Origin of the sequence: Sphingobacterium humi, assembly GCF_009768885.1 — a bacterium.
Taxonomy (GTDB): domain Bacteria; phylum Bacteroidota; class Bacteroidia; order Sphingobacteriales; family Sphingobacteriaceae; genus Sphingobacterium; species Sphingobacterium humi.
Window position 1 is genome coordinate 24,176 of sequence record NZ_WSQA01000010.1, and the last position, 26,180, is coordinate 50,355.

The 26,180-nt window shown below is 44.9% G+C and carries 25 protein-coding genes; 14 read left to right on the forward strand and 11 right to left on the reverse strand.

What is annotated here, in order from left to right:
* The first annotated feature begins 11 nt into the window (after positions 1 to 11).
* Positions 12 to 1,223, forward strand: a complete 1,212-nt coding sequence (locus GQF63_RS13250; protein ID WP_160369722.1) for an alanine dehydrogenase — start codon at positions 12 to 14, stop codon at positions 1,221 to 1,223.
* Between the two features lie 3 nt (positions 1,224 to 1,226).
* Positions 1,227 to 2,093, forward strand: a complete 867-nt coding sequence (locus GQF63_RS13255) for an alpha/beta hydrolase (protein ID WP_160369723.1) — start codon at positions 1,227 to 1,229, stop codon at positions 2,091 to 2,093.
* Between the two features lie 11 nt (positions 2,094 to 2,104).
* Here GQF63_RS13255 and GQF63_RS13260 read toward each other — a convergent pair whose 3' ends face one another.
* From GQF63_RS13260 to porX, 6 genes are all read right to left on the reverse strand, one after another.
* Positions 2,105 to 3,154 (reverse strand): ABC transporter ATP-binding protein, encoded by a 1,050-nt coding sequence (locus tag GQF63_RS13260; RefSeq protein ID WP_160369724.1) that lies wholly within the window; start codon positions 3,152 to 3,154, stop codon positions 2,105 to 2,107.
* A gap of 62 nt (positions 3,155 to 3,216) precedes the next feature.
* Positions 3,217 to 4,020, reverse strand: coding sequence for an outer membrane beta-barrel protein (locus GQF63_RS13265; RefSeq protein WP_246163532.1), 804 nt, complete (start codon positions 4,018 to 4,020; stop codon positions 3,217 to 3,219).
* Between the two features lie 3 nt (positions 4,021 to 4,023).
* Positions 4,024 to 4,797, reverse strand: a complete 774-nt coding sequence (locus GQF63_RS13270; RefSeq protein ID WP_160369725.1) for a hypothetical protein — start codon at positions 4,795 to 4,797, stop codon at positions 4,024 to 4,026.
* Entirely contained in the window at positions 4,794 to 5,342 is a 549-nt protein-coding gene (locus tag GQF63_RS13275) for an RNA polymerase sigma factor (protein ID WP_160369726.1), read from the reverse strand. Before GQF63_RS13275 ends, GQF63_RS13270 begins: the two co-directional genes overlap by 4 nt.
* A 61-nt stretch (positions 5,343 to 5,403) precedes the next feature.
* The gene (gene tsaE / locus GQF63_RS13280) at positions 5,404 to 5,814 is read right to left on the reverse strand and encodes a tRNA (adenosine(37)-N6)-threonylcarbamoyltransferase complex ATPase subunit type 1 TsaE (protein ID WP_160369727.1); all 411 of its coding nucleotides are present in this window, start codon (positions 5,812 to 5,814) and stop codon (positions 5,404 to 5,406) included.
* A gap of 614 nt (positions 5,815 to 6,428) precedes the next feature.
* The gene (porX, locus tag GQF63_RS13285; RefSeq protein WP_160369728.1) at positions 6,429 to 7,982 is read right to left on the reverse strand and encodes a T9SS response regulator signal transducer PorX; all 1,554 of its coding nucleotides are present in this window, start codon (positions 7,980 to 7,982) and stop codon (positions 6,429 to 6,431) included.
* A gap of 434 nt (positions 7,983 to 8,416) precedes the next feature.
* Between porX and GQF63_RS13290 the strand changes: the two genes are divergently transcribed.
* From GQF63_RS13290 to GQF63_RS13320, 7 genes are all read left to right on the forward strand, one after another.
* Positions 8,417 to 9,673, forward strand: a complete 1,257-nt coding sequence (locus GQF63_RS13290; protein ID WP_160369729.1) for an HD domain-containing protein — start codon at positions 8,417 to 8,419, stop codon at positions 9,671 to 9,673.
* An 18-nt stretch (positions 9,674 to 9,691) separates the two neighbouring features.
* The gene (gene lpxD / locus GQF63_RS13295; protein WP_160369730.1) at positions 9,692 to 10,729 is read left to right on the forward strand and encodes a UDP-3-O-(3-hydroxymyristoyl)glucosamine N-acyltransferase; all 1,038 of its coding nucleotides are present in this window, start codon (positions 9,692 to 9,694) and stop codon (positions 10,727 to 10,729) included.
* A gap of 35 nt (positions 10,730 to 10,764) precedes the next feature.
* Positions 10,765 to 12,159 carry a bifunctional UDP-3-O-[3-hydroxymyristoyl] N-acetylglucosamine deacetylase/3-hydroxyacyl-ACP dehydratase gene (locus GQF63_RS13300; protein WP_212592578.1) on the forward strand — a complete coding sequence of 465 codons (1,395 nt, stop codon included), beginning with the start codon at positions 10,765 to 10,767 and terminating at the stop codon, positions 12,157 to 12,159.
* 12 nt (positions 12,160 to 12,171) lie between these two features.
* The gene (lpxA, locus tag GQF63_RS13305) at positions 12,172 to 12,966 is read left to right on the forward strand and encodes an acyl-ACP--UDP-N-acetylglucosamine O-acyltransferase (RefSeq protein WP_160369732.1); all 795 of its coding nucleotides are present in this window, start codon (positions 12,172 to 12,174) and stop codon (positions 12,964 to 12,966) included.
* An 18-nt stretch (positions 12,967 to 12,984) separates the two neighbouring features.
* On the forward strand, positions 12,985 to 13,605 hold the full coding sequence (locus GQF63_RS13310) for an ABC transporter ATP-binding protein (RefSeq protein ID WP_160369733.1): 621 nt from the start codon (positions 12,985 to 12,987) through the stop codon (positions 13,603 to 13,605).
* A 50-nt stretch (positions 13,606 to 13,655) separates the two neighbouring features.
* Positions 13,656 to 14,216, forward strand: coding sequence for an elongation factor P (efp, locus tag GQF63_RS13315; RefSeq protein WP_160369734.1), 561 nt, complete (start codon positions 13,656 to 13,658; stop codon positions 14,214 to 14,216).
* A gap of 68 nt (positions 14,217 to 14,284) precedes the next feature.
* Complete coding sequence (locus GQF63_RS13320) at positions 14,285 to 14,854, forward strand: 5-formyltetrahydrofolate cyclo-ligase (RefSeq protein ID WP_160369735.1); 570 nt, start codon at positions 14,285 to 14,287, stop codon at positions 14,852 to 14,854.
* Between the two features lie 302 nt (positions 14,855 to 15,156).
* Here GQF63_RS13320 and GQF63_RS13325 read toward each other — a convergent pair whose 3' ends face one another.
* Entirely contained in the window at positions 15,157 to 16,452 is a 1,296-nt protein-coding gene (locus tag GQF63_RS13325) for an HAD-IB family phosphatase (protein WP_160369736.1), read from the reverse strand.
* A gap of 15 nt (positions 16,453 to 16,467) precedes the next feature.
* Complete coding sequence (locus GQF63_RS13330; RefSeq protein ID WP_212592579.1) at positions 16,468 to 17,475, reverse strand: NAD-dependent epimerase/dehydratase family protein; 1,008 nt, start codon at positions 17,473 to 17,475, stop codon at positions 16,468 to 16,470.
* A gap of 202 nt (positions 17,476 to 17,677) precedes the next feature.
* Here GQF63_RS13330 and GQF63_RS13335 point away from each other — a divergent pair, with 202 nt between their 5' ends.
* From GQF63_RS13335 to cydB, 4 genes are all read left to right on the forward strand, one after another.
* Positions 17,678 to 18,865 carry a formimidoylglutamase gene (locus GQF63_RS13335; protein ID WP_160369737.1) on the forward strand — a complete coding sequence of 396 codons (1,188 nt, stop codon included), beginning with the start codon at positions 17,678 to 17,680 and terminating at the stop codon, positions 18,863 to 18,865.
* Between the two features lie 27 nt (positions 18,866 to 18,892).
* Positions 18,893 to 20,218: a DNA recombination protein RmuC gene (locus tag GQF63_RS13340; protein ID WP_160369738.1), complete on the forward strand. Its 1,326-nt coding sequence runs from the start codon at positions 18,893 to 18,895 to the stop codon at positions 20,216 to 20,218.
* A gap of 137 nt (positions 20,219 to 20,355) precedes the next feature.
* Positions 20,356 to 21,693 carry a cytochrome ubiquinol oxidase subunit I gene (locus tag GQF63_RS13345; RefSeq protein WP_160369739.1) on the forward strand — a complete coding sequence of 446 codons (1,338 nt, stop codon included), beginning with the start codon at positions 20,356 to 20,358 and terminating at the stop codon, positions 21,691 to 21,693.
* 6 nt (positions 21,694 to 21,699) lie between these two features.
* A complete protein-coding gene (gene cydB, locus GQF63_RS13350; RefSeq protein ID WP_160369740.1) occupies positions 21,700 to 22,776 on the forward strand; it encodes a cytochrome d ubiquinol oxidase subunit II in 1,077 nt (358 codons plus the stop codon).
* A 45-nt stretch (positions 22,777 to 22,821) separates the two neighbouring features.
* On the opposite strand, the gene ggt is transcribed toward cydB, so the two are convergent.
* Positions 22,822 to 24,516 (reverse strand): gamma-glutamyltransferase, encoded by a 1,695-nt coding sequence (gene ggt, locus GQF63_RS13355; RefSeq protein ID WP_160369741.1) that lies wholly within the window; start codon positions 24,514 to 24,516, stop codon positions 22,822 to 22,824.
* 65 nt (positions 24,517 to 24,581) lie between these two features.
* Here ggt and GQF63_RS13360 point away from each other — a divergent pair, with 65 nt between their 5' ends.
* A complete protein-coding gene (locus GQF63_RS13360; RefSeq protein ID WP_160369742.1) occupies positions 24,582 to 25,343 on the forward strand; it encodes an endonuclease/exonuclease/phosphatase family protein in 762 nt (253 codons plus the stop codon).
* 11 nt (positions 25,344 to 25,354) lie between these two features.
* Here the strand turns inward: GQF63_RS13360 and GQF63_RS13365 are convergent, their stop codons facing one another.
* Positions 25,355 to 25,681: a nucleotide pyrophosphohydrolase gene (locus GQF63_RS13365; RefSeq protein ID WP_160369743.1), complete on the reverse strand. Its 327-nt coding sequence runs from the start codon at positions 25,679 to 25,681 to the stop codon at positions 25,355 to 25,357.
* 10 nt (positions 25,682 to 25,691) lie between these two features.
* A complete protein-coding gene (gene dtd, locus GQF63_RS13370) occupies positions 25,692 to 26,150 on the reverse strand; it encodes a D-aminoacyl-tRNA deacylase (RefSeq protein WP_160369744.1) in 459 nt (152 codons plus the stop codon).
* Between the last annotated feature and the right edge of the window lie 30 nt (positions 26,151 to 26,180).

Consider the following 26,180-nt stretch of genomic DNA (forward strand, 5'->3'; position numbering starts at 1 on the left):
TTAATTTTTAAATGATAAACGTTTCGAAGATAGCTCAGCAAGGCGTGTTGCAACCACAAGAAGCCATGCTGAAAACGGGAAGGAAAAAAGGAAGATTGACCATCGGCATACCCAAAGAAACCTCTTTTCAAGAAAATAGAATCGCCTTAACCCCCTTATCGGTGGGGCTGCTTGTTGAAAATGGCCATGAGGTCATCTTAGAAAGTGGAGCCGGTAACAAATCCAACTTTCAAGACCACCATTACAGCGAACAAGGGGCACAAATTGTGTATGACGTAAAGGAGGTGTTTAAGGCCGAAATTATTATTAAAATATTAAGCCCTACCTTAAAAGAGGTAGAACTCATGAAAAACAGGCAAGTGCTCTTCAGCTCGCAGCAACCCTCGCTTATGCAAGTTGATGTGTTGAAGGCCTTGATGAAAAAGCAAATTACCGCCCTTTCTTATGAATACTTGCAAGACGAAGGTGGCCACCTATCGGTGGTGCGTGCCATGAGTGAAATTGTCGGCGCAACTTCCGTATTAATTGCGGCAGAATACCTCAGCAATGTCTTCGATGGCAAGGGGCTGATGTTAGGTGGTGTTACGGGCGTGCCGCCAACAGAAATGGTGATTATTGGTGCCGGTACGGTGGGTGAGTTTGCCGCCAGAACCGCCATCGCCTTGGGGGCGCAGGTAAAAGTATTTGATAGTTCGGTATACCGTTTACGAAGGCTACAGAATAATGTCGGTAGCCGGGTCTTTACTTCGCTGATTCAACCCATCATCCTGAACAAGGCGGTGCGTACCTGCGACGTGGTCATCGGTGCCGTGAGGGCCAGAAATGGGCGAACACCTTGTTTAATATCTGAAGATACAGTCTCTAAAATGAAGCCGAATTCGGTGTTAATCGATGTCAGTATCGATCAGGGGGGCTGTTTTGAAACCTCCGAAGTCACCAATCACGATAAACCTGTTTTCAAAAAATACGATGTCATCCATTATTGCGTGCCGAATATTGCATCTCGGGTGGCGCGAACCGCTACTTACGCCCTAACGAACATCTTTACGCCAATCCTGTTGGAAATTGGCGAACTGGGGGGGATGAACAGTTTGATTTGGGCACATCAGGGAATCCGTAGTGCCATTTACCTCTACCATGGTAATTTGACCAATAAGGATATGAGCGAAAAATTTAACCTGCCATGCAAAGATCTTGATCTCATTGTGATGGCCAACCTATAACCCATGAAAAACGTATTTTTTATTCTTACTATGCTAGTATCGAGTACGGCATTTGCCCAAGATGTAGGCGAAATGAAACCTTTGTATGAAGGGAAGATCATTCCCGGGGCTACCCATCCCACTGCGGAACTGGCGGAAGTGGATATTCCGAAATTGTATGTGCATGCCGCAGAAAAAGGCGATAAAGATTTTGTCTTTCTTATTATCCCCGGTGGTGGATATGCCAATGTGGCCATCAACCATGAAGGCCATGATGTGGCCAACCGCTTAAATGGTTTAGGCTATGATGCCTACGTGTTGTTCTATCGCCTGCCCAAGGTGGAAACCATGAAAGATAAACGCTTTGGTCCTTTGCAAGATGCGCAATATGCCATACGCACCATAAAAAGAGAAAATCCAGGGAAAAGGGTGGTGGTCATGGGCTTTTCGGCAGGTGGACACTTAGCTTCCAGCTTATCAACCTTATATGATAAGCCCCAAACCCAAGCCTTAAAGGATACCAATTTAAGGCCTAGTTTCTCGGTATTATGCTACCCGGTGATATCCATGGATGAGGCCATTACCCACAAGGGTTCTAAGACCAAGTTAATAGGCCCCGATTTTAAAGAGGAAGACTTAAGCCTATTCTCTACCGAATTGCAGGTGGATGAAAATACGCCGCCAACCTTTTTAATGAGTGCCAAAGACGATAAAGGAGTGCCTATTGAAAACTCCTATCGTTATCAGGAGGCCTTAAAGAAAAATAAGGTGGAGAATACGATCTTTACCTATGAAGAAGGGGGGCATGGCTTCGGGATGTATAATAAAACCGATAAGCGCGATTGGTTTGAGGCTATGTTAAACTGGCTGAATCAGGTCAGTAAATTTTAGCGGAATAAAGCCTAGGCTTCAAAATAATGTACAGCAGATACGAGAATGTCAATTCTCGTATTTTTTTTGACCTCTGCCGCCGGATACTGCAACGCATGCAGGGTCAATTGCGCATTACCCAGAATTACTTCCGTAAACATGCCACGGAAACGGAAATCCTTAATCCAAAAGGCCCCATCTTCGGCTTCTTGCCAGTGCACAAACTCCTGGTGGATGGCAATGAGCTGTTGCGATTCCAACTTTAAAACGGCCGCTTGTTCCGGCGTAAGGACATTGCTTTTCGCTAATAAACGCGCGGTATAAGGATTCTTTGGCCGGTAATATAAATCATGTGGATTCCCTTGGTCTACAATAAGACCATTTTTCATCACAATGAGGTAATCTGCCATCGCCAACACTTCCGCAGGGTCATGCGATACCAGTAAAACCGTTAAGCCGGTCTCCGCCACAATCTGCTGAATATCTTGTTGTAAATCGTCACGAAAGGCCGCGTCCACCTGATTAAAAGGTTCATCCATCAGCAATACTTCCGGATCGTTAATCAAGGCCCGGCAAATGGCGACGCGTTGTTTTTCACCTCCACTTAGGTCGGCCACACGTTTTTGCGCTAAATGGTCAATCCGCAATTTGGCTAATACGGCTTCCGTTTTTAGTCTTTTACGCTCCAGGTCTGTATTGGGCAATTGGGAGGCTACATTATCCCAAACTTTGGCGTAGAGGTTTAAGTCGTCGAACCCTTGAGAAACCAGCTTCATGGCGTCGTGACCCGGAATCAGTTTATCTTTTCTGGTTGGCACTAACCAGCCACGATAGCGAACCTCGCCACTGGCAGGCTCCAATAGGCCGTAGATAATCCGTAGCAAGGTGCTCTTTCCCGATCCAGACTCGCCAATAATAGCCGTTATTTTTCCTTCCTCAATGCCAAAGTTCACCTTGTTCAGCGCCACAACGGCTTCCTTGCCTTCAAATATGCAGGACACATCCTGCCCATGAATAAGGGGGAGGTTAGGTTGTTGAACATCGGAAAAAACGTATTGACAAGAAGTAGCTTTCTGACTCATAAAAAAAATGTCGGGCTTATGCAACCCGACACAAAAGTACGTTTTAGATTTTGAATTTGCTATTAAAAACCAAGCGTCAAGCCGAAGGCAAGGTTCCTTAAACCTTTTTGATCGGGGCTTTTTTCAAACATATCGTTCATATAATATTTGGCAAACAAGCCGAAGTTATCATAGCCAATACGGGCAAAACCACCGTATTGAAAGGTCTCTAAATTATAGGTGTCTTTATATTTCTGCTTGCCAAATTCCTTGCTTTTCAAGCGCTGGGTACCTTTCAGCAAAACACCAGTCATCGCACCGAAGGCAAATTTTAAGCGTTTCCCATTGGCTAATTGATGGCTACGCAGCTCAAAAGTCAAGGGCAGGCGCAGGTAAGTAGACGTGAAAATGTTCTTCTTATAGCCTGAATCATCGTCTAAAGGCTCAAAAGTTAAAGGCGTTACATCTTGTTGCAGTAGCACATTGTGTTCCAGGCGCAGGTAGTTCCACTCGAAACCGGCCGAAGCATAGACTTTGAACACATCGCTAAAGCGTACACCAAACTGGGCCACGTCAAAGCCGAAATTCGAAGCCTTCTTATAATCCAATAATTTGTTCCCTTCCGATAGGGTAAAACTACCGTCATCTACCAATCTGGAGAAACCCCAATCCACCCGGGTGAAGGTAATTCCGCCGAAGGACCGCGGGTAGCGGATCTTCTTGGCTTCGGTTTCATCATCTTTGCCGATGTTGATGTCGATGCTTGCACTTTTCTTTTTATCGGTAGAGTCTGTGCTAGCCTCGGTTTTGATGCTGATTTGGGCTTGAGCTACCTGCATGCCTAAACATAGGAGCAGGGCAGCAAAAAGGTTCATTTTTAATTTCATGTATTATCTTCTATTACGTGCTAAACTTTTTGTTAAATCAATGCGGATATTTCCTTCTTCATCGTTGCTAAACTGCACATCGCTTGGTCCAAGGTTGATGTTTCCGGCAATGCCATTTAACACCTTGGTCAATAGACTTTGCCGCGGTTTTTTCTCTTCCTTCGCCTGTTGGGCATACATCAGCTCTTCGTTTTCAATAATATTAACGAGTGGCTGTATGGGTTTCACCTCCGCCATAGCTGCTGCTGTAGTCGAATTTAAGCTTTCTTCCGGAGTAATATCCAACAACACCAGCACGGCTTCCAAAGGCGCGGTATGGTTTATCCTAGGGGTTTCCACCTGTGCAAGGGCAGCAGGGGTAACTTCAGGTTTGCTTTCCTGCTTGGCCAGCTGTACGATACCCGGCTTGCTTGCTGCTGTTTTCTTTTTGACTGTCGTTTCCTGTGGAACATCCGGCTTCAATGCTGCAGCTGCAACAGGAGCTTCCTGTGGAGGGGTCGATATCGCCGGTTCGGTTACTTCCGCCTGAGCAAGTTTTGCTTTGCCTTCTGCTTGCAGGTTAGGGTCGGCGGCATCAAAGAAGCGGAAGCCAATGCCCAAACACAACAATAACACGGCTGCGGCAGCAAAATAACGCCACAAAACCAGCGGCTTCTTCGCTGTTGCTTCCGTTGGCGGAAGTTCAGCTTCTATTTTCGCCCATAAGCCAGCCGGCGCAGGGCTCTCCGCGTCCTTCAACCCCTTAGCAAAGAGATCGTCTATTTCTTGATCTTTCATATGCCTAATTCCTCCATTTTTAAAATGCGTTCTCGAAGCCAAGCACGGGCTCTCGATAATTGTGACTTCGAATTGCCCTCTGAAATGTTCAACATCTCGGCAATCTCCCGATGGCTATAGCCCTCAATGGCATATAAGTTAAATACCGTACGGTAGCCGATGGGCAATTCCTGCACTAATTTTAACAGGTCTTTGTAGTCCATATGACCTAGGGAAAAATGGCTGCTGTCAGCGGTGCTGACGGCGGCTTCAGACTCCACAGAAACAAAGGTTATTTTATGTCTACGGTAGGTCTCAATGGCCGTGTTTACCATAATCCGTCGGATCCATCCTTCCAGAACGCCGGTGCCTTCAAATTGGGCACCCTTATTAAATACTTTTATAAATCCTTGTTGAAGCATATCTTCGGCTTCAAAGTTGTCCCGAGCATATCGGAGGCAAACAGCATACATTTTGGAAGCGTACAGCTGATACAATTCAGCTTGTGCTTTTCGATCGTTCTGTTTACAGCGATCCCAAATATGTAATACTTTTCCTGGTTCCAATTGTTTCGGTTTTATAGGTAAGACGCCGGAAGGTTCCGCGAGGTTGCACCGAAAAAGAAAATTAAATGATTTTTATGCTGCGGCCCTGATTTTCAGTCAAATGTATTTGGATAATTTCAGCTTCCTCCGGTAATAAGCTTGGAATTTTCTCCGGCCATTCCACAAAACAGTAGTTGCCCGAGTAGAAATACTCCTCATAGCCCAGGTCTAAGGCTTCCTGTTCATCTTTCAAGCGGTAGAAATCGAAATGATAAACCGGCCCATTGGGGGCATGGTATTCATTGACAATGGAAAAGGTAGGGCTTGAGGTGCTATCAACAACACCCAACTGCGCACATAGCGCCTTGATAAACGTGGTCTTGCCAGCGCCCATGGCTCCCTGAAAAAGAAAAATCCGAGCCTCCGGCTTCGCCGATAATAACCATGCCGCCGCTGCCGGCAGCTCCTCTAAACTGTTTACCTGATATTCCATGCCCAAAAATAAGGATTTCTAATGAGGAAAAAACAAGGCAATGGTTTCTGTTGAATTGCTTTTGCTTATTTGCATTGGAAGGTATTTTTAGCGCCTTTTCACTTCCCTTGTTTAGCCCTTTGCAAAGGGGATTGATACGGGTGAGAAAGGGGTGAGAAAGGGGGGAGAATAGTATTTAGTATGGAGTAGTTAGTAGTTAGACCGCTTTGTATTGCGTAGTGGCCTGTGCTGCCATCGTGGGAGGGTAAAAGGTTTGCAAAATTTATTGGAAGGTGATGACATGGAGTGGCATTGTTTGTTAAGCTTTGCTTATAAACTACGGTACGCTATGCTAGCAAACTACGGCACACTTTGCTAATAAACTGCGGCACGCTTGTACCGCATTGTGGCGAGGGATGTCATGGTGAGCGGAGTCGAACCATTGGTACGTCAATACAATCACCAGTGCTTAAATCATTGGTAATGAACTAATTAAACATTTATTATTGCACTGACGTACCAGTCGTTCGACTCCGATCACGATGACAGCACGATGACAGCACTAAGACAGCACTTCCATTCTTCTCCTCCCAAAACGGTCTAACTACTAACTACTAAATACTAAATACTAAGCCCTACTTCGGGCTATACGTAATAAAAGGAATAATCATTTCCTCCAATGAAACGCCGCCATGCTGAAACGTGCCGCTGAAGTAATTCACAAAATGGTTGTAGTTATTAGGATACACAAAATAAGTATCTTCCTTCGCGAATACGAATGTCGAGCTTACGTGCACCCTTGGCAGCTGTGCTTCCAGTGGGTTTTTGATGATAAACACATCCTTATCGATAAAGTTGAGGTTTTTACCTTGTTTATAGCGCAGGTTGGTATTGGTATTTCTGTCGCCGATAATCTTGCTGGGTTTGCGGACGCGGATGGTGCCGTGGTCGGTACTGATGATGACGCGGACATTACGCTGCGATAACCACTTCAATACCTCCAATAGCGGGGAGTGCTCGAACCAGGAGAGGGTTAAGCTGCGGTAGGCGGCTTCATCATTCGCCAGTTCGCGGATCATGGCCATGTCGGTACGGGCATGGGAAAGCATATCCACAAAGTTATAGACAAATACGTTCAGGTCGATTTGCATATGCTTGTTGATATTCTCCAATACATCGCGGCCCTGCTCCAGGGTAATCACCTTGGTATAGCTGTGCTTGATGTCGCGGCGGTAGAGGCGTTTGATCTGGTCGGCTAAGAATACGTCTTCATAGAGGTTTTTGCCGCCCTCTTCTTCATCATTTTGCCATTCTTTAGGAAAGCGTTTCTCCATTTCCAGGGGGGTAAGTCCCGAGAAAATGGCGTTCCGCGCATATTGGGTTGCCGTTGGCAGAATACTGTAATAGCTGTCTTCTTCTTCCACGCGGTAATAGTCGGAGATCACCTCGTTGATGATCTTCCACTGGTCGTAGCGTAGGTTATCGATCAAAAAGAAGAAGGTAGGTTTCTCCGGATCTAATTTTGGGAAAACCTTCTTTTTAAAGAGCTGATGCGATAGGATAGGGCCTTCTTCCGGATTTTTCATCCAGTTGAGGTAGTTTTTCTCGATAAATTTGGAAAACAACAGGTTGGCGTCCGATTTCTGCATGGTTAGGATTTCATGCATGCCGGCGTCTTCCAGTTTTTCCAAGGAAAGCTCCCAATAGAGCAATTTTTTATAGGCCTCCACCCATTCGCTGTAGTTCAGGTCGTCGTTCATGCGCATACCCAACTGTCGGAAATCCTGTTGGTAGGCCATGGACGTACGCTCGCTGATTAAGCGTTTATTCTCCGTAAACTTTTTGATGGTCATCAGGATCTGCTTCGGATTGACTGGTTTAATGAGGTAATCGTCAATCTTAGCGCCTATGGCATCCTCCATCAAATGTTCCTCTTCATTTTTAGTAACGAGGACGGTAGGAATGGAAGGGTTTATCGATTTTAAGATGTTCAGGGTCTCCAAGCCGGTTAAGCCGGGCATATTTTCATCCAAGAACACCAGGTCGAAGGGTTCATTCTTGAACGCATCGACGGCATCGGCACCATTGTTTACGGTTTTAACTTTATAATCTTTTTGTTCCAACAGGAGAATATGAGGTTTTAAGAACTCAATTTCATCATCGGCCCAAAGTATATGTATTTTCTGCATAAAAGGGTTGATTGCTATGGGCTAATTTAAGGCTTTTTTCTCAGTGAATCGGGAATATTAACCTTGCTTAACATTATTGTGTAGGCTATTATAGGGAGAAATTAAAAAATCATCGTCAAAGCGATTCCTGGCTATTGAAAATTTAATTCGTATGTAAGGAATTTCTTAACAAGCATGAGGTCTATCCTTGCTAGCCGTTTGCGGGCTGTTTTATTTATTTTCTTGTAACGTTTGCCCTACTTCCATTCCCTGCATTTCAGCTGATTATAGATTATATTTACCAGGATATAGGTAATTGTGGTAAAAACAGACTTTTTTTGGTTTTTTTTTAACATTAATTAAGTACCATCTATGTATCTTTGCACGTATCTTAGCCTAGAAATATTAAGTTAACATACGTTTTTAGGTTTGATAAGCAGCTAGTTATTAGTCGGTTGAATAAGAAAAAAATTATAAATGATCCTGTTTACGGTTTTGTTACAATCCCGTCCGGATTCATCTATGACCTGATTCAACATCCGTTTATTCAGCGCTTACGTTATATCAAGCAGGTCAGTATGACCCATTTGGTATATCCAGGTGCCCTGCACACCCGGTTCCAACATGTTATCGGCGCCATGCACCTGATGAGTTTAGCGGTGGAGACCTTGCGTGGAAAGGACGTGCAGATTTCGGAGGCCGAAGAGGAAGCCGCCTTAGCCGCTATTTTATTACACGATGTGGGGCATGGCCCTTTTTCGCATTCCTTGGAACATACCTTGGTGGAGGGTGTTTCGCACGAGATTATCTCGGCCTTACTGATGGCGAAGTTAAACGCGGAATTTGAAGGGCGATTGAGCCTGGCCATTACCATTTTTAACGATAAATACCATCGGAAGTTCTTACATCAATTGGTTTCGAGCCAACTGGATACCGACCGGATGGACTACCTGAACCGGGATAGTTTCTTTACCGGCGTTTCAGAAGGCGTGATTTCCTTCGATCGCATCATCAAAATGTTGAATGTAAAAGACAACGAGTTGGTTGTGGAGAGCAAGGGGATCTATTCTGTAGAGAAGTTTTTAATTGCCCGCCGACTGATGTACTGGCAGGTTTATTTACATAAAACCGTCATCACTGCCGAGCAGATGATGATAAAGGCTTTGGCACGCGCGAAAGAGTTGAGCAACAAAGGGGTAAATTTATTTGCCACGCCGGCCTTAGATCATTTTTTAAAACATCATATTAGCAAGGAGACTTTTCTTCTTGACGAATCGCACTTAGCTTGGTTTACCCAACTGGATGATACCGACATTATGTCGGCCATTAAAATTTGGGCAAACCATTCAGATCCCATCCTAAGCTTATTGTGCTCGAAGATTATCCGTCGGGAGTTATTCCGTACGGAAATGAGCAATAAGCCGTTTGATAAGGCCTATTTGGCGCTATTAAAGGAAAAGATCATGCAGCGATTCGGCATTGAGGAAGCAGATCTGGGCTATTATTTATATGAGCAAGTTGTTGGGAACAGTGCATACGATTCCTCGATAAACAGTATCCGGGTATTGGAAAAGGATGGACGCCTCTGCGATATCGCCGAAGCATCCGACTTATCTAATATCGAGGCCCTGGCTAAACGCGTGGAGAAATATGCGCTAACCTATCCGAAAGAAATTGGCTATGTCCAATCGGAGCTACTTGTTAACAATTAATACATACATAATCACCGAATGCAATTCACCGCTGAGCAGATAGCAACATTATTACAAGGAAAGGTCGAGGGAAATCCTGCCGTTATGGTAGATACACTTTCCAAAATCGAAGAAGCAAGTTCTTCGAGTCTTACGTTTTTGGCAAATCCAAAATACGAACAGTTTATTTACCAATCAGAAGCGGGCATTATTGTGGTCAATGAGGAATTGGTGCTGCAAAAACCCGTGAAAGCGACGCTTATCCGCGTAAAAAACGCCTACACTTCCTTTACCGAGATCTTAAAGCTGTACCATGAAATGCGGAACGACCGCAAAGGGATAGAAGAATGTGTGCAGATTCATGAAACGGCCAGCCTTGGCGAGAATTTGTACATCGGTGCTTTCACCTATATCGGGAAGAACGTTCAAATTGGAAATAACGTGAAGATCTATCCGCAGGTGTACATCGGCGATCAAGTGAAAATTGGCGATGGATCGGTTATCTATCCGGGTGCTAAAATTTATGAAGACTGTGTGATCGGCAAATCTGTGATTCTGCATGCCGGCGTTGTAATCGGTAGCGATGGTTTTGGCTTTGCGCCAAAAGAAGATGGTACCTATGATAAGATTCCGCAAATCGGGAATGTGATTATCGAAGATGCTGTAGAGATTGGTGCCAACACGGTTGTAGACCGGGCGACCATGGGTTCTACCGTGATTAAAACGGGTGTAAAATTGGATAACCTGATTCAGATTGCCCATAACGTGGAGATTGGACGGAATACGGTGATTGCGGCACAAACCGGGGTATCCGGCAGTACCAAAATCGGCGAGCATGTGGTGCTAGGTGGCCAAGTGGGTGTTGTTGGCCATATTCATATTGCCAAAGGTAGCCAAGTGCAAGCCCAATCGGGGGTGAACAGATCCTTAGTAGAAGAAAATAAAAAATGGGGGGGGAGCCCTGCATTTCCATATAATAATGAGCTTCGTTCTCAGGTGCTTTATTCTAAATTACCGGAAATGGAACGCCGTTTAGCGGAGCTTGAAAAGCAATTAAAAGATAAAAATAATAGCTAACTTTACCCGAATTACGCAAATCACTAATGTTAGATATGAACGTTAAACAGAGAACCATCAAATCCGATGTCGAATTTTCAGGCGTTGGGTTGCACACTGGAAAACAGGTGCACCTTACGTTGAAACCAGCGCCAGAAAACCACTGGTATAAATTTAAACGCGTGGATCTTGATGGCCAACCTACCGTGAATGTAGATGCTGACAATGTAACCAATACGGCACGTGGAACAACGATTTCACAAAACGGCGCCTCCGTAAGTACCATTGAGCACTTGATGGCGGCCTTGGTAGGCTTGCAATTAGACAATGTGCTAATTGAAATCGATGGCCCGGAAGTGCCCATCTTAGATGGTAGTTCTGCCATTTTCATTGAAAAAATTCAAGAAATAGGATTCCAAGATCAAGATGCAGATCGCGACTTTTTCGAGGTAACTGACAATATTCATTACAACGACCCAGAGAATCGGGTAGAAATCGTGGCGATGCCGGTAGATGGCTACCGCATTACCTGTATGATTGATTTTAACTCGCCGGTATTGGGAAGCCAACATGCTTCCATCAGCAATATCGATGAGTTCAGTAAAGAAATTGCCTCTTCTCGTACCTTCTGTTTCCTACACGAATTGGAAGCCTTGGTGAGCCAAAATTTAATTAAGGGTGGCGATTTGTCCAATGCGATCGTTATAGTAGATAAAGAAGTAGAGGACAACGAATTGGAAAAACTACAAGATTTATTTCATAAACGTGTTCAAGTAGCCCAGGAAGGTATTTTGAATAATATTTCCCTACGCCATCAGAACGAGCCGGCCCGTCATAAACTATTGGATATGATTGGCGATTTAGCCTTGGTTGGGAAACCAATTAAAGGCCATATCATGGCGGCACGTCCGGGGCATGCGGCGAATGTGGCCTTTGCCAAACGCATTAAGGCGCAAATTAAACGCGAGAAAAATAAGAAAAACGTAAAGGTGTATGACCCAAATACGCCTCCTGTATATGATACGGTGCAGATTATGAACATCTTGCCGCATCGCCAACCGTTCCTGATGATCGATAAGATCTTGGAACTGTCGGAAACCCATGTTATTGGTTTGAAAAATGTAACCATGAACGAGGACTTGTTTATGGGGCATTTCCCAGGCGCACCCTTGTTCCCAGGGGTGTTGCAAATTGAAGCCATGGCGCAAACAGGCGGTATATTGGTGTTAAATACGGTGCCTGATCCTGAGAACTGGTTAACCCTGTTTTTAAAAATCGAAAACGCACGCTTTAAAAATCAGGTTGTTCCCGGTGATACCGTTATCTTCAGCTGTGAGCTATTAGAGCCTATCCGTCGTGGTATTGCACGGATGAAGGGTGTTGGAATGGTCGGTGATAAGGTGGTTAGCGAGGCAGAGCTGATGGCTCAAATAGTGAAGGTAAAAGGATAATAGTAAGTAAACATGATTCAACCCTTATCATACATACATCCTGAGGCAAAAATAGCCCAGAATGTCGTAATAGAACCCTTCAGCACCATCCACAAAGATGTGGAAATTGGTGAAGGCACTTGGATCGGTTCCAACGTGACCATTATGAATGGCGCACGGATCGGGAAAAACTGCCGGATATTTCCGGGCGCTGTAATTTCTGGCGAACCCCAAGACTTAAAATTTGAAGGCGAGGTGACAACCGCGGAGATTGGTGATAATACCACCATCCGCGAGTGTGTAACCATTAACCGCGGAACAAAAGATCGGTATAAAACCGTAATCGGCAAGAACTGTTTGATTCAGGCCTATAGCCATATTGCACACGACTGTATCATTGGCGATAACTGTATTTTCTCCAACTCCAGCACCTTAGCTGGCCATATTACCGTTGGCGATTATGTGGTGCTTGCTGGTATGGTGGCCGTGCATCAGTTTTGTAAGATCGGATCGCATGCTTTTGTAACCGGCGGTACCTTGGTGCGTAAAGATGTGCCTCCATACATCAAAGCGGCGCGCGAGCCAATTTCTTATGCAGGCATCAACTCCGTTGGATTGCGCAGAAGAGGCTACAGCAATGAGCAGATCAATGAGATCCAGAACATCTACCGTGTTTTATTCGTACAACACAGTAACCTGGGGAAAGCATTGGACATTGTGGAAGCTGAATTTGAAGCAACGGAATTGCGCGATGAAATTTTAGGATTCGTGCGAGCATCCAACCGTGGTGTAGTCAAAGGATTTGGACAAGGCAAATCGAGTATGTAACTATAATTACCTGTTTATTTGAATATAACTTTACAAGACATTGGTAGAAGGTATAATCGAGAATGGATTTTTAGACATATCGATTATACCTTTTCCGTTCAAAACCGATACGCCATCTTGGGCCCTAACGGATCGGGGAAATCCACCTTAATAAAGGTGCTCATGGGCTCTTTAACCCCCAGTGAGGGAAAGCTAACCTACCAGGTAGGCGGCAATACCCTGGCGGTAGAAGATATTTATCAGCATATTAGCATGGCTGCTCCCTATGTGGAGCTGATTGAGGAATTCACCTTGAATGAACTCATCGCCTTTCATTTTCAGTTTAAATCGTATTTGCCCGGTATGGACGAAACCGCCATTAAAGAATGGTTGGGTTTCGAAAAGCATATCCTCGATAAGGAAATCCGTTATTTCTCTTCCGGAATGAAACAGCGGGTTAAATTAGTGCTGGCCTGTTGTTCCTCCAGCTCCTTATTGTTTCTGGATGAACCTACCAGTAACCTGGATAAGGCCGGTGAACAATGGTACCTACAGCTGTTGGAAGCCTGCAGCAAAGACCGCTTGGTCATCATTGGCTCCAATCAAGAACATGAGTATGCCATCTGCAATGAATATCTTGAAATAATGGATTATAAATAGGCAATGTGCCTTTCTTTTTTTATTTTTGTGACCAATAATTATTATAGACTATGGCAAAAGCTTCAGATGTAAAGAATGGTAATGTCCTACGTTTTAACGGTGAGTTAGTAACGGTTGAGGAATTTATCCACCGTACTCCTGGAAACTTACGTGCATTCTATCAAGCAAGAATGCGTAATGTGAAAACCGGTAAATTGGTTGAATATAGATTTAGAACCGATGAGGAGGTTGAAATTGCGCGCGTAGAGACAAATGACTATCAATACCTATATGAAGACGGTGATTTCTTTGTGGTGATGGATAACGATACGTACGAGCAATTTAATATTCCGAAACTTCTTTTCGGCGATACGGCACGTTTCTTGAAAGAGGGAATGAACGTAATTGTAGCCTTTGAAAGTGAAGAAGCTATTATGGCGCAAGCACCTACCAGTGTGGAATTGGAAATTACCTATACAGAACCTGCGGTAAAAGGAGATACTTCTACCAACGCATTGAAAAATGCAACCGTGGAAACTGGCGTGGAAATCCGTGTGCCTTTATTTATTAATCAAGGCGATAAAGTGAAAGTGGACACACGTACCGGTGATTACATCGAACGTGTAAAATAATATTAGGTTTAGGTTGATTATACGGTCTTGATAGCGCTCTGCTTCAAGGCCGTTTTTTTTGGATCATCATGGAGAAACAAACCCTGCGTAATCAGTATAAAGCCCAGCGGAACGCCTTGACAGCGGCGGAGCTGCAGCAATTGGATCTGGCGCTATTGCAACAGCTGCAAGCCTACGATTGGTCGGCTCTTCGTACCTTGCATGTTTACCTGCCGATTGAAAAGTTTAAAGAATACAATACCTGGCCGTTTATAAAATGGCTGTGGCAGCAGTATCCGGAGCTTACCCTGCTCTGCTCGGTATCTGATTTTCAAAGCCATCAACTGCGCCATTATAAGTTGCAGGTAGATGGGCAGTTGCAAGAGAATGCCTGGGGTATTCCGGAGCCTGTGGGTGCCGAGGAGGTGGAGGTGTCGGAAATTGATGCAGTTTTAGCCCCCTTGTTGGTGGTAGATAAACAGGGAAATAGGGTGGGCTATGGCAAGGGGTTTTACGATCGCTTTTTTGCGGCTTGCCGTCCCGATGTGAAAAGACTCGGCCTTTCTTTTTTTGAACCGGTAGAAAACATTACTGACGTGCATGGCTTGGATGTGCCTATTCAAGTGCTGTTTACTCCGGGGAAAACTTTTTATTTCTAAAGATAACCTCCGCTACAAATTGTAGAATTGTTGCTAGGCTAGGCAATTTGAAGCGATGTTCCACGTTGAAAAGACAAAGCACAGCTTGGAATAGACCTTGTCTAAAAAGCTATGATTTACATAATTTCGTTATTTACTCTCTGTGATGCCTATGGCAAATAATCGACTAAATTAAATTCTTAGTCATTCTAGTTTAGCATATGCTTTTTAGACAAGTCTTTTCTATCATGCTACTAAGTACAGAATAACAAAAAGGCTCTTAGTTTTTCACTAGGAGCCTTTTTTATGCTTATTAAGTTTTTTTACTTGTATAGGATTCGGAATTTTATGGTGTTGTCGATTTGCTTCAACTGCTTCAGCATGTTTTTGTCGTAAGCGGCATCGATGTCTGTTACCGCATAGCCAATTTCCCCACGGGTCATCAGGAACTGCGAGAAGATATTGATGTTGTTCTCGGCATACACCTTATTGATTTGCGCCAGGATGCCCGGTACGTTGCGGTGAATGTGCAATAAGCGGTGCGCACGTGTTAAGCGCGGCAACAGCATGTTCGGGAAGTTGCGGCTTTGGTTGGTATCGCCATTGTTGATGAAATCGGCCATCCGACGCGGGATAAACTCGGCATTCCGTTTCTTCGCCTTTTTATCATCAAATACCACAATGCCTTTCTCATTGCAAATGCTCTTAGATATATGACCCTTGGCATCTCCGATAAAGCCAATGGTTTTTAATTTATCCGCACGCGATAATTGCTCGTCGCTAATGTGGATATCCGGTCCTAATAACATCATACCCACATCTTTGGTGTACTTTTCTTCAAAGCTATCTTTGATGCGGATGGAGAAGCCATCACGCTTTAAAATATGAGCGGCAATCTCCGGAACATCGCCTATAATTAAACATAGGATGCGGTTCTTAGGGTAGGAGATGGCACGTGGCAGGTCGTTCACATATAAGAACTCGTCAAAGCTCGGGGTAATATGATCGGCCTTGTCCGTTACAGATTGTCTTGCGATGTTCTCCGTGAAGGCGTAAAAACGCTCGATTAAGCCTGATTCCTTTAATTGGAAATCAGAATAGCCATCGCCAATACCGAAGATACGGCCTTGGATATCCAGCTGTTTCAAAAGCTTCACCTTTCCACCTTCATCCGAAAGGGGGTTATTTTCATCGTAGCCTACAATATTGCCTTGCTCATCAAACTTGAACGTATTGGCGTAGATATTCTCTTTTTTGATATGGTAGGGACGAACAACCGGCGTAATAAACTCCTTGAATCCGCCGGATACAATCCAAGCGGTTTCGGAATTGTCTTTGAAAAATTCTTTATTACGACTGAAGGACTTGGATACCTTTTTCTTTAACTGCATAATCAGTTTATCCAAATGGTCACGATTCGCTTCCAATAGCTTCACACGACCCGCCAAGCTCTCGCGGAAGGAAATCTTACCTTCCATCGCTAAGTTGGTATAGCGTTCAATCTCTTCGTAAATCTTTTCGCGGTTGGGGTTGTTTTCTAGGGAAATGCGTGCTAATTCGTCCAGTGCCTCCACCTGAGTAAAGGTGCTGTCGAAGTCGATGATATAATAATTTTTCACGTTTAATATAGGGGTTTAGTTTGTTTTAACGTAATAGGTGTTGATGACTTCCTCCAAGGTATGGTCTATCGGTTTGAAGGTATAGCCCAAGGCCTTGCTGATTTTGCCATTGTCGTACATAAGTTTGCTGTTGGCTGCGCGGGCTGTCTCTTTGGTCAGTGCCGGACGCTTCCCATTCAGATAGGAGGCCAGTTTGGATAATCGCCAAGCCATCGATAAAACCACCCTGCTGGCAGCAATATTCGGTTTCGGCTTGTTCATCAGCTCGCTGATCTTATTTAAAAGCTCTTGATTGCTGATATTCGCTCCATTCAGGATAAAACGCTCGCCGGAAATAGGGGAGGCCATCAGCTGCAGCATAATCTGGGCTACATCGTCCACATCCACAATGCCTACACTGCCTAAAGGATAGATCTTGTTGCCCTTGAATACGCGCTCGAAGATCGTGCGTGAGCCAAACTCGCCCGGGCCTACGCCCATAATAACCGAAGGGTTCACAATAACAGCGTCCAAACCTTCGACAATGCCGCGCCATACTTCCATTTCGCTTTCATACTTTGCCATGGAGTAATTGGAAATCTTGCGATGGAACTCCCATTTATCGCTTTCCTTCACCGGCAATCCTTGTTTGTTCTTGCCTAAGGCCGCAATGGAACTGACATGTAGCAACCGTACCTGATGCAATAGACACAGATTGACGATATGTTTGGTGCCCTCGATATTGGTTTGAAACATTTCTGCAGCATCTTGCGGATGGTAAGAAATCTTGGCCGCACAATGGTAAACCTGACTTATTTTCGGGAAAAGATCGGCTAAGCTAAAGTAATCGGTGATGTCGGCATCTACCCATTCAATCAGGGAAGAGGATTTGAGATGCGCAGGAATAATGGAGTTTGCACGTTTCAAGGCAATGACACTCTGGCCATCGTCAATAAGGTGTTTTATTACTGTTGATCCTAAAAATCCGGTGCCTCCTGTTACTAAAATCACGTCAAACTTAATGTTGAAAATTGCTGAATTCAAAGATAACCTATTGCAAAGTCCTATGCAAGTCCTTTATCCCCCTAAACGTGCATTATCCGAAGAAATTACCCCGTTTAAATTCCTGAAAATTGAACTTGCTAACGTTTTGTTGAAAAAATAGGCTACTAAAAGTCTGATTTTAAAATGCATCTTTGTTAATAAGTCGCAATAACATCCTTTGCTGACTTCAACATCGTATCATATGACATTAGCAGACTTTTTATCCCCCATTTCCAGGGCAGAGCTGGGCCCCGAAGTGAACTATTATAACTCGCAGTTTGGACACAGCATCGTGAAATACGAAGATAGTTTCCCCGAGATTTTCGAGGAAGAACATAAACCCCATCTTGCCTTTATCGGCATTGAAGAAGACCGGGCCGCAGTAAATAATAAGGGTGCCGCAAAAGGTGCCGATAAAGTACGTCGCTATCTCTATGAACTGTACCAAGGTGATTACCCCGTGAAAATGGTGGACCTCGGTAATATTAAGGCCGGTGCAACCATTAAGGATACTTACATTGCCGTAAAACTGGTTATGGAGGAGTTAATAAAACATGATATCCTGCCGATTGTAATCGGTGGTGGGCATGACCTCACCTACGCGCAGTATATGGCCTACGAGAACCTAGAGCAGCGCGTGGATGTAGCCATCATAGATGCTAAATTCGACTTAGACCAGGATTACAGCGAGCAAACGACCCTAAACTCCAATACTTTTTTAAATCATATTATCCTGCATCAGCCTGATTACCTCTTCAACCTGAGCAATATTGCTTATCAGACGTATTTGGTAAGTAAGGAGTCCATCAATATGTATGATAAGCTTTTCTTTAATGCGCTACGTTTGGGGGCTTTCGCGGGTAAGCTAGATCAAGCAGAGCCGATTATCCGTTCTGCGGATTTGGTAAGCTTTGATATCGGTGCTATCCGTGCTTCCGAGGCCTGCGGAAATGCCAATGCAGGCCCTAATGGCCTATATGGCGATGAGGCTTGTCAGCTGGCGCGGTATGCCGGCATGTCGGATAAATGCTCCTCCGTAGGGTTCTACGAGTATAATCCTACCTTCGATCCGATGGGACAAACGGGGATGCTGATTGCCCAGATGATCTGGTGTTTTATCGATGGTTACTACGGACGCAAGAAAGATGCGCCTATGTATCCGAAGTCCAATTACATGATTTACAGAACAACATTGGAAGCGGAAGATTACGAGTTGGTTTTTGTGAAGAGCAAGAAGTCTGATCGCTGGTGGATGCAGGTGCCTTATTTTGGATCTAAATCGGTGAACGAGCGCTTTTATTTAGTGCCCTGCCGCTATGAGGATTATCAATTGGCGGTTTCCGGAGAAATGCCGGATCTATGGTGGAAAACCCATCAGAAACTTCAATAATAACATTTAGAATAGATTTTTTTGGCTATGGAGAGTTTGTATGTAGGGCTGGTATTGCTATTAATGATTGCTTGTGCCTATTTATTATGGCGAAATGGACGCGCTGTGTCTAAACAGCAGCATGAACAACTGCAACAGCAATGGCAACAAGGGCAACTGGCCTTGGGGAAAGCCGAAGAACGCGAGCGCCTCTTGGAATTGGATAAAGCGCAGCTACAGCAAGCCCTAAAGCAGGAAACCGACAGTCGACAAGCCATAGAACGTACCTTGGAGGGCACCAACGCCTACCTGCAAGCCCAGCAGGAGAAGTTTGCCGATCAAAAACTGGAAATAGAGCAGATTAAACGCCAGTTTAATACGGAATTCCAAGTATTGGCCAATAAAATATTAGAGGAAAAGACGCTGAAATTTACGCAGCAGAATCAGCAGAATATCAATCAGATTCTGGATCCCTTGAAAGAGAAGATTAAGCAGTTTGAGGAGAAGGTAGAGAAGTCTTATCAGCAGGAGTCTGCCGAGCGGCATGTATTGAAAGGTGTGGTCGAACAGCTGATGCAGCAAAGCTTGCAGATAAAAGACGAGGCGAATAACCTAGCTAAAGCCTTAAAAGGAGATAATAAGAAGCAAGGGAATTGGGGCGAGGTTATCCTAGAGCGCGTATTAGAGCGATCAGGATTATTGAAAGACCAAGAGTATAGCTTGCAAGCGGCCGTTATTGATGCGGAAGGCAAGCGCCTGCAACCCGATGCCATTATCAACCTGCCTGATGAGAAGCACTTGGTGGTTGATGCTAAGCTTTCCCTCGTGGCTTATGAGCGTGCCGTAAATGCGGATACTGAAGAAGATAAGATGCTTTTTATTAAACAGCATATACAGTCTATTGAAAACCATGTGAAGGGCCTCTCCGCAAAGGATTACCATGCGCTGTATAACATACAATCGCCGGACTTCGTCTTGCTGTTTATCCCCATTGAGTCTTCCTTAAGCCTGGCCGTAACCTATAAGCCCGAGCTGTTCTCGGATGCTTGGGACAGGCGGGTCGTGATTGTGAGCCCATCGACCTTGTTAGCCACTTTACGCACTATCGCCAGCATCTGGAAGCAGGAAAGACAGAATAGAAATGTGCTGGAAATTGCCAAAGAGGCCGGCTTACTCTACGATAAGTTTGTAGGATTCCTGGAAGATATGGATCAGCTGCAAACCTTAATCCAACGGACGGGTGCTAAGCATGAGGAGGCCATGAAGAAACTCGCACATGGATCGGGGAATGTAATTCGGAAAGTAGAGTCCTTAAAGGTATTGGGAGCTAAGGCAAACAAGCAAATCAACGATAAATTTCTGGAAGAGGAGTAGCTATATTTCTTAAAGGTTATCATCATTTTAATTCATGGTACTATTCGGATAAAAACTTGTAATATCCCGCTATAGGTTTGTAATTCAGGCAAAAAGGCCATAGCTTTAGGAAGCATTAATTAAACCCTATGTTTGCTATGGAAGACATGATTCTCTATAATCGGCTTCAATTTGCCTTTACCATAACATTCCATTACCTCTTCCCCCAGTTAACCATGGGACTCTCCCTAATGATTGTTTATTTCAAATGGAAGTTCCTGCGGACAAATATGTTGCATTATAACGATGCGGCTAAGTTCTGGATGAAGATCTTTGCCTTAAACTTTGCCATGGGTGTAGTAACGGGCATTCCGATGGAGTTTCAATTCGGCACCAATTGGGCCAAGTTCTCCGAACTCACGGGCGGCATTATCGGCCAAACCCTCGCCATGGAAGGTATGTTCTCATTCTTTCTGGAATCCTCCTTCCTGGGGATGTTTATTTTCGGGGAGAAGTTATTAGGCCATAAGCTTCACTTTGTGGCCGGTCTGATGGTGTTTATAGGCTCCTGGGCCAGTGGATTCCTCATCATTGCCACCCATTCCTGGATGCAGCATCCGGTGGGCTATGAAATCCTGGAGAACGGGAAGTTTGTCCTTAATAATTTCAAAGCCCTATTTGATAACCCTTGGCTATGGCCATCCTTTTTGCATAATCAGGCGGGCTCCTTAATTACCAGTTCTTTCTTTATGGCGGCCGTTGGAGCCTTCTACCTGCTCAGTGGCCTCCACAAACCTTTCGGGAAGATCTTCGTAAAGTCGGGGGTTATTTTTGGATTTATTGCCTCGGTGCTGGTGGCATTTCCAACAGGCGATATGGCGGCCAAGAATGTGGTTAAGTATCAGCCTGTAACCTTTGCCGCCATGGAAGGCATCTTTGAAACCGAAGATGGAGGCTCAGAAATCGTCTTGATCGGTCAGCCCGACATGGAGAAAAAGAAACTCGACAATAAAATTGCCGTGCCGAATATCCTGAGCTTCCTGACCTACCAACGCTGGGATGCGCAGATTAAAGGCTTAAATGAATTTGATGAGGCTACGCATCCAACCAATGTACCAGCCTTGTATTATAGCTACCATATCATGGCCGGCTTGGGCACCATTTTTATTGCCGTAATGGGCATTGCTGTCTTTCTGTTGTGGCGTAAGAAACTGTATGAAAGCAATTGGTTGCTGTGGATCTTGATGTTCCTGATTCCATTTCCCTATATCGCCAATACCGCCGGATGGTATACGGCCGAGTTGGGCCGGCAACCCTGGTTAGTTTATAACCTCATGCGCATGGTGGATGGCGTTTCGCCAACTGTATCTTCCGGAAATACCCTATTCACGTTCTTGGGCTTTATCGGCTTATACCTTCTGCTGGGGCTGCTGTTCCTGATGCTGGTCATAAAGATTATCCGCAAAGGCCCTGAATCTCAATTATCCTTAAACTAACACGCGATGGAACTCTTTTGGTTTATAGTTTTAGTATGTATGCTAGGGATCTATGTCGTTCTGGATGGCTATGATTTCGGCGCGGGTATCGTTCATTTGTTTTTCGCCAAAGACGAGCAAGAAAGGAAAGCAGTAACCAATGCCATCGGTCCTTTCTGGGATGCCAACGAAGTGTGGTTAATTGCCGCAGGTGGTGTATTGTTCTTTGCTTTTCCTACCTTATATGCCTCCTCCTTTAGTGGGTTTTACCTGCCTCTCATGATGGTGCTGTGGTTTATTATCTTCCGGGCTGTTGGATTGGAACTGCGGGGGCAAATTCACAATAGGCTATGGGAGCGGTTTTGGGACAAAGCCTTTGGCATTGCCAGTCTTTGCTTGGCGTTGTTCTTCGGAGCGGCCTTAGGCAATGTGGTACGAGGTGTAAACTTGGGTATGGTAGAAAATGGCGTATCTACCCAGGAAGCCCATTATTTCTTTCTGCCCCTATGGAATCCGACCTTCGACCCACTTGCCGAGCATCAAGGTATCATCGATTGGTTTACCATCCTGCTAGGGTTGGTCTCTGTCGTTACGCTGACGATTCACGGTGCCAATTGGATCATTTTGAAAAGCAGCTCCACCCTTAATCCCCGATTAAGAACCATCATCTATCGCTTGAATTATGTGCTATTGCTATTGGTTGTGGCTTCGGCCTTACTTTGGCATTATGTAAAGCCACAAGCATTGAATAATCTATTTGCGCATTACTGGTTATGGATCTTCCCGGTTATGGCTGCTGTCGGGCTGTTTAGTTTATTCCGTATCCGCAGCTTTAAGAAGGATGGAACAGGCTTTTTGTTTTCCACCTTGTTTATCGTGGGAAGCTTTGGCAGTACGGTTGCTTCCTTGTTTCCTACGATGCTGCCGTCCACCAATCAGGTCAATCCCTCGCTTACGTTGTATAATGTGGCAGCGCATGAATATGGGCTATCTGTAGGCCTCGGCTGGTTTATAATTGCTGCTATTTTGGTGGTCCTTTACTTTATTATCCAGTTCAGAGTCTTTAAAGGGAAGTTGGACGATGTAGGCTATGGTGATCATTAATCAAGCTATAAACAAAAGAGGGAGTCATGCTCCCTCTTTTGTTATTTAATAGCCTGCGGCCTTATCATCCCCGCGCGGGTCGGCGCCGGTTTGTAATCTGCCGTTGGGTAGAATAACAATATTCTCAACCCGTCCGATAGGACCTCTTTTATTAATGGTATAACCATCTTGTTGAAGGCTCTCTCTTGTTTTGCTATCGATTGCTTTTTCTTCCACGTCAATGTATTCCGGTTTCCACTGATGGTGGAAGCGGGCCGCACTTACAGACTCTTGCGCCGTCATGCCGAACTCCAATATATTTAAGATCGTTTGGAATACCGAGGTAATAATAGTCGAACCACCCGGAGTTCCTACCACCATCTTCAGCTTGCCATCTTCCTCGACAATGGTAGGTGTCATGGCGCTTAACATGCGTTTTCCAGGGGCAACAGCATTGGCCTTGCCCCCCAACAATCCATACATATTCGGACTTCCCGGTTTTACGGAGAAGTCGTCCATTTCGTTGTTCAGCAAGAAACCGGCACCATGCACCCATACCAAGGCACCGTAGGAGCCATTGATGGTGGTGGTTAAGGATACGGCATTTCCCTCCTTATCGACAATGCTGTAGTGGGTGGTTTCTTCCGATTCGTAGCCCGGGAACTTCGCAGCCTTTACCAAATCGCTGGGTGTTGCTTTTTCCAGGCTTACCTTCGCCATGCGCTCCTGGTTAAACTTCGCATCCGTCAGGTTAGCTACCGGCACGCGGTAGAAGTCCGGGTCGCCTAAGTGCGTAGCACGGTCGGCATAGATGCGTCTTTCCGCCTCTACCATAACCCGTACAGTGCTGTCGTGTTGGAATCCCCATTTCGCTAATGGATACTTCTCTACCGACTGTAAAAGGGCTAATAGCGCCACCCCACCACTGGAAGGGGGAGGCATGCTGATAATTTTATAGTTTTTGTAGTTGCCTACGATTGGCGTGCGCCAGGCCGCTTGGTAATTGGCCAGGTCTTCCATCGACATAATGCCGTTGCCACGCTTCATTTCAGCAACAATATATTCGGCTGTTTTTCCTTTGTAGAAGCCGTCACGGCCATGTGCTGCAATTCTTGTTAGCGTTTCGGCCAAATCGGCTTGCACAAAAAGATCGCCTTCCTTCCAGGCTGCTTCCCGAATGATGGCCGCCCCTAAAGGATTATGTTTTTTAAAGCGCTCCTGATAGCGGTTGAACTCCCCAGCCTGTTGTGCTGTAATGGCGAATCCCTTGGTTGCCAATTCGATTGCAGGTTGCAATAAGTCTTTCCAAGGCAGGCTTCCGTATTTTTTATAGGCTTCATCCATCCCGGCTACAGATCCCGGAACTCCGGCTGCCAGTTGGCCATACAAACTTAAATCGGTAATCGGATTTCCGGCTTGATCTAGGTACATATCGCGATGCGCCTTCGCTGGTGCTTTCTCGCGGAAATCTAAAGACGATACCTGACCGTCTTTTCCCCGGTAAACCATAAAGCCACCACCGCCCAGGTTTCCCGCATTGGGGTACACCACGGCTAAAGCGAATTTGACTGCAATAGCAGCATCGACCGCATTTCCGCCTTTCTTTAATATCGCTACACCCACCTCTGAAGCTACAGGATGAGCCGTAATGACAGCGCCATTTTCATAGCTAACTGCCTCCTTCGCGGTCTGTTGACTGACCGAGCAAGAGCCGATAAAAAAGCTGATAAAAAGTAATAAGAAAAAATTTGGTAGTTTCATGGTTTAAAGATATTAAATTTGGAGGCATTAGGGTAATATAATTATCTTCAAGCCTAAATATCAATATGATGAGAATCCTACTTCTAAGCCTAATAATCTGCTTTTTTATGCCCGCTACGGCGCAAAGCATCCGAGTGATGAGCTATAATATCCACCATGGCAATCCGCCTTCCCTTAAGGATAGTATTGACCTGCAGGCCATTGCCAAGGTCATTAATGACGCGCAAGTGGATATTGTTGGCATTCAAGAAGTAGATATCCATGTATCCCGTTCCAATATGGAAAATCAGGCCGAGCGACTGGCTGAACTGACCGGAATGGACTATTATTTCTCTAAGGGGATTGATTTGGAGAAAGGCAATTATGGCACCTTGATTCTTTCTAAGCATAAAATTGTAGGAAAGAGACGCTATGATTTGCCGATGCCTGTGGCCAGCGAGAACAGGTCTTTAGCTATTGTTGATGTACAATTACCCAATGGAAAGAAATTCTCCCTCGCGAATAGCCACCTTGATTTGCATGAGGAAAACCGCATAGCCCAAGCTACTTTTATTACGGAATTGGTCGATCTTTATAGCCATCCCTTGATTTTGGTGGGCGACCTCAATGCCAAGCCGGGCTCCAAACCTATTCAAGTATTAGATCAGCATTTTATACGCAATACCGAAACCAATGCACCCACATCGCCGAATATCAAGCCGCGAAATGAAATCGATTTTATTATGCTGCTCAATAATGTGCCCTTTAGCTGGAAATCGTATCAGGTGCTACCGATATCCTATCCTTCCGATCATTTACCTGTGTTGGCCGAAATAGAATTGAAATAGCCGCTATCCGCCTATTTAAGCTTTTCGTTGTTCTTATGCCTATCGCTATCGCGCTTGGTTTTCTTGTCCAAGTTCTTTTGCAGAGCTTCGGTCAGGTCTATACCGGTTTGGTTGGCCAGGCAGATCAGCACAAAAAGTACATCAGCCATTTCATCGGCCAGGTCTACCTGTTCATCTGATTTTTTAAACGATTGTTCACCGTATTTTCGGGCCATAATGCGGGCCACTTCGCCCACTTCTTCCATTAAAATGGCGGTATTCGTCAACTCATTAAAATACCGGATACCGGTGGTATTGATCCATTGATCTACAATTTCTTGGGCTTCTTTAATCTTCATGCTCTTCGGCTTAATAGTTATCCTTGTCTTTGGTATTCATCATAATGGTCACCGGGCCATCGTTGCGCAGGTCTATTTTCATGTCGGCCCCAAAAATACCCAGTTGCACTTCTTTGCCTAGTAATTGCGATAAGTAGGCAGCCATTTTCTCATACATGGGTTTCGCGAAGTCGGGCTTACCGGCACGGATAAAGGAAGGGCGGTTGCCCTTCTTGGTTTGCGCGAATAGGGTAAACTGAGATATAAACAGCATATTGCCGTTTACATCTTGAATCGATTTATTCATCAGGCCCTGCTCGTCGGAAAAGATCCGCAAGTTCACCAGCTTTTGGGCTAGCCATTCTATGTCGGCCATCGTATCGCTTTCTTCAATGCCTATCAACACCAACAATCCCTGTTCTATAGCACCTGTCACCTCGCCCCCAACCGTGCAGGAGGCTTGGCTTACTCGTTGTATCACTGCTCGCATGGCCTAAAATAAAAAGATAAAGCCTATTTA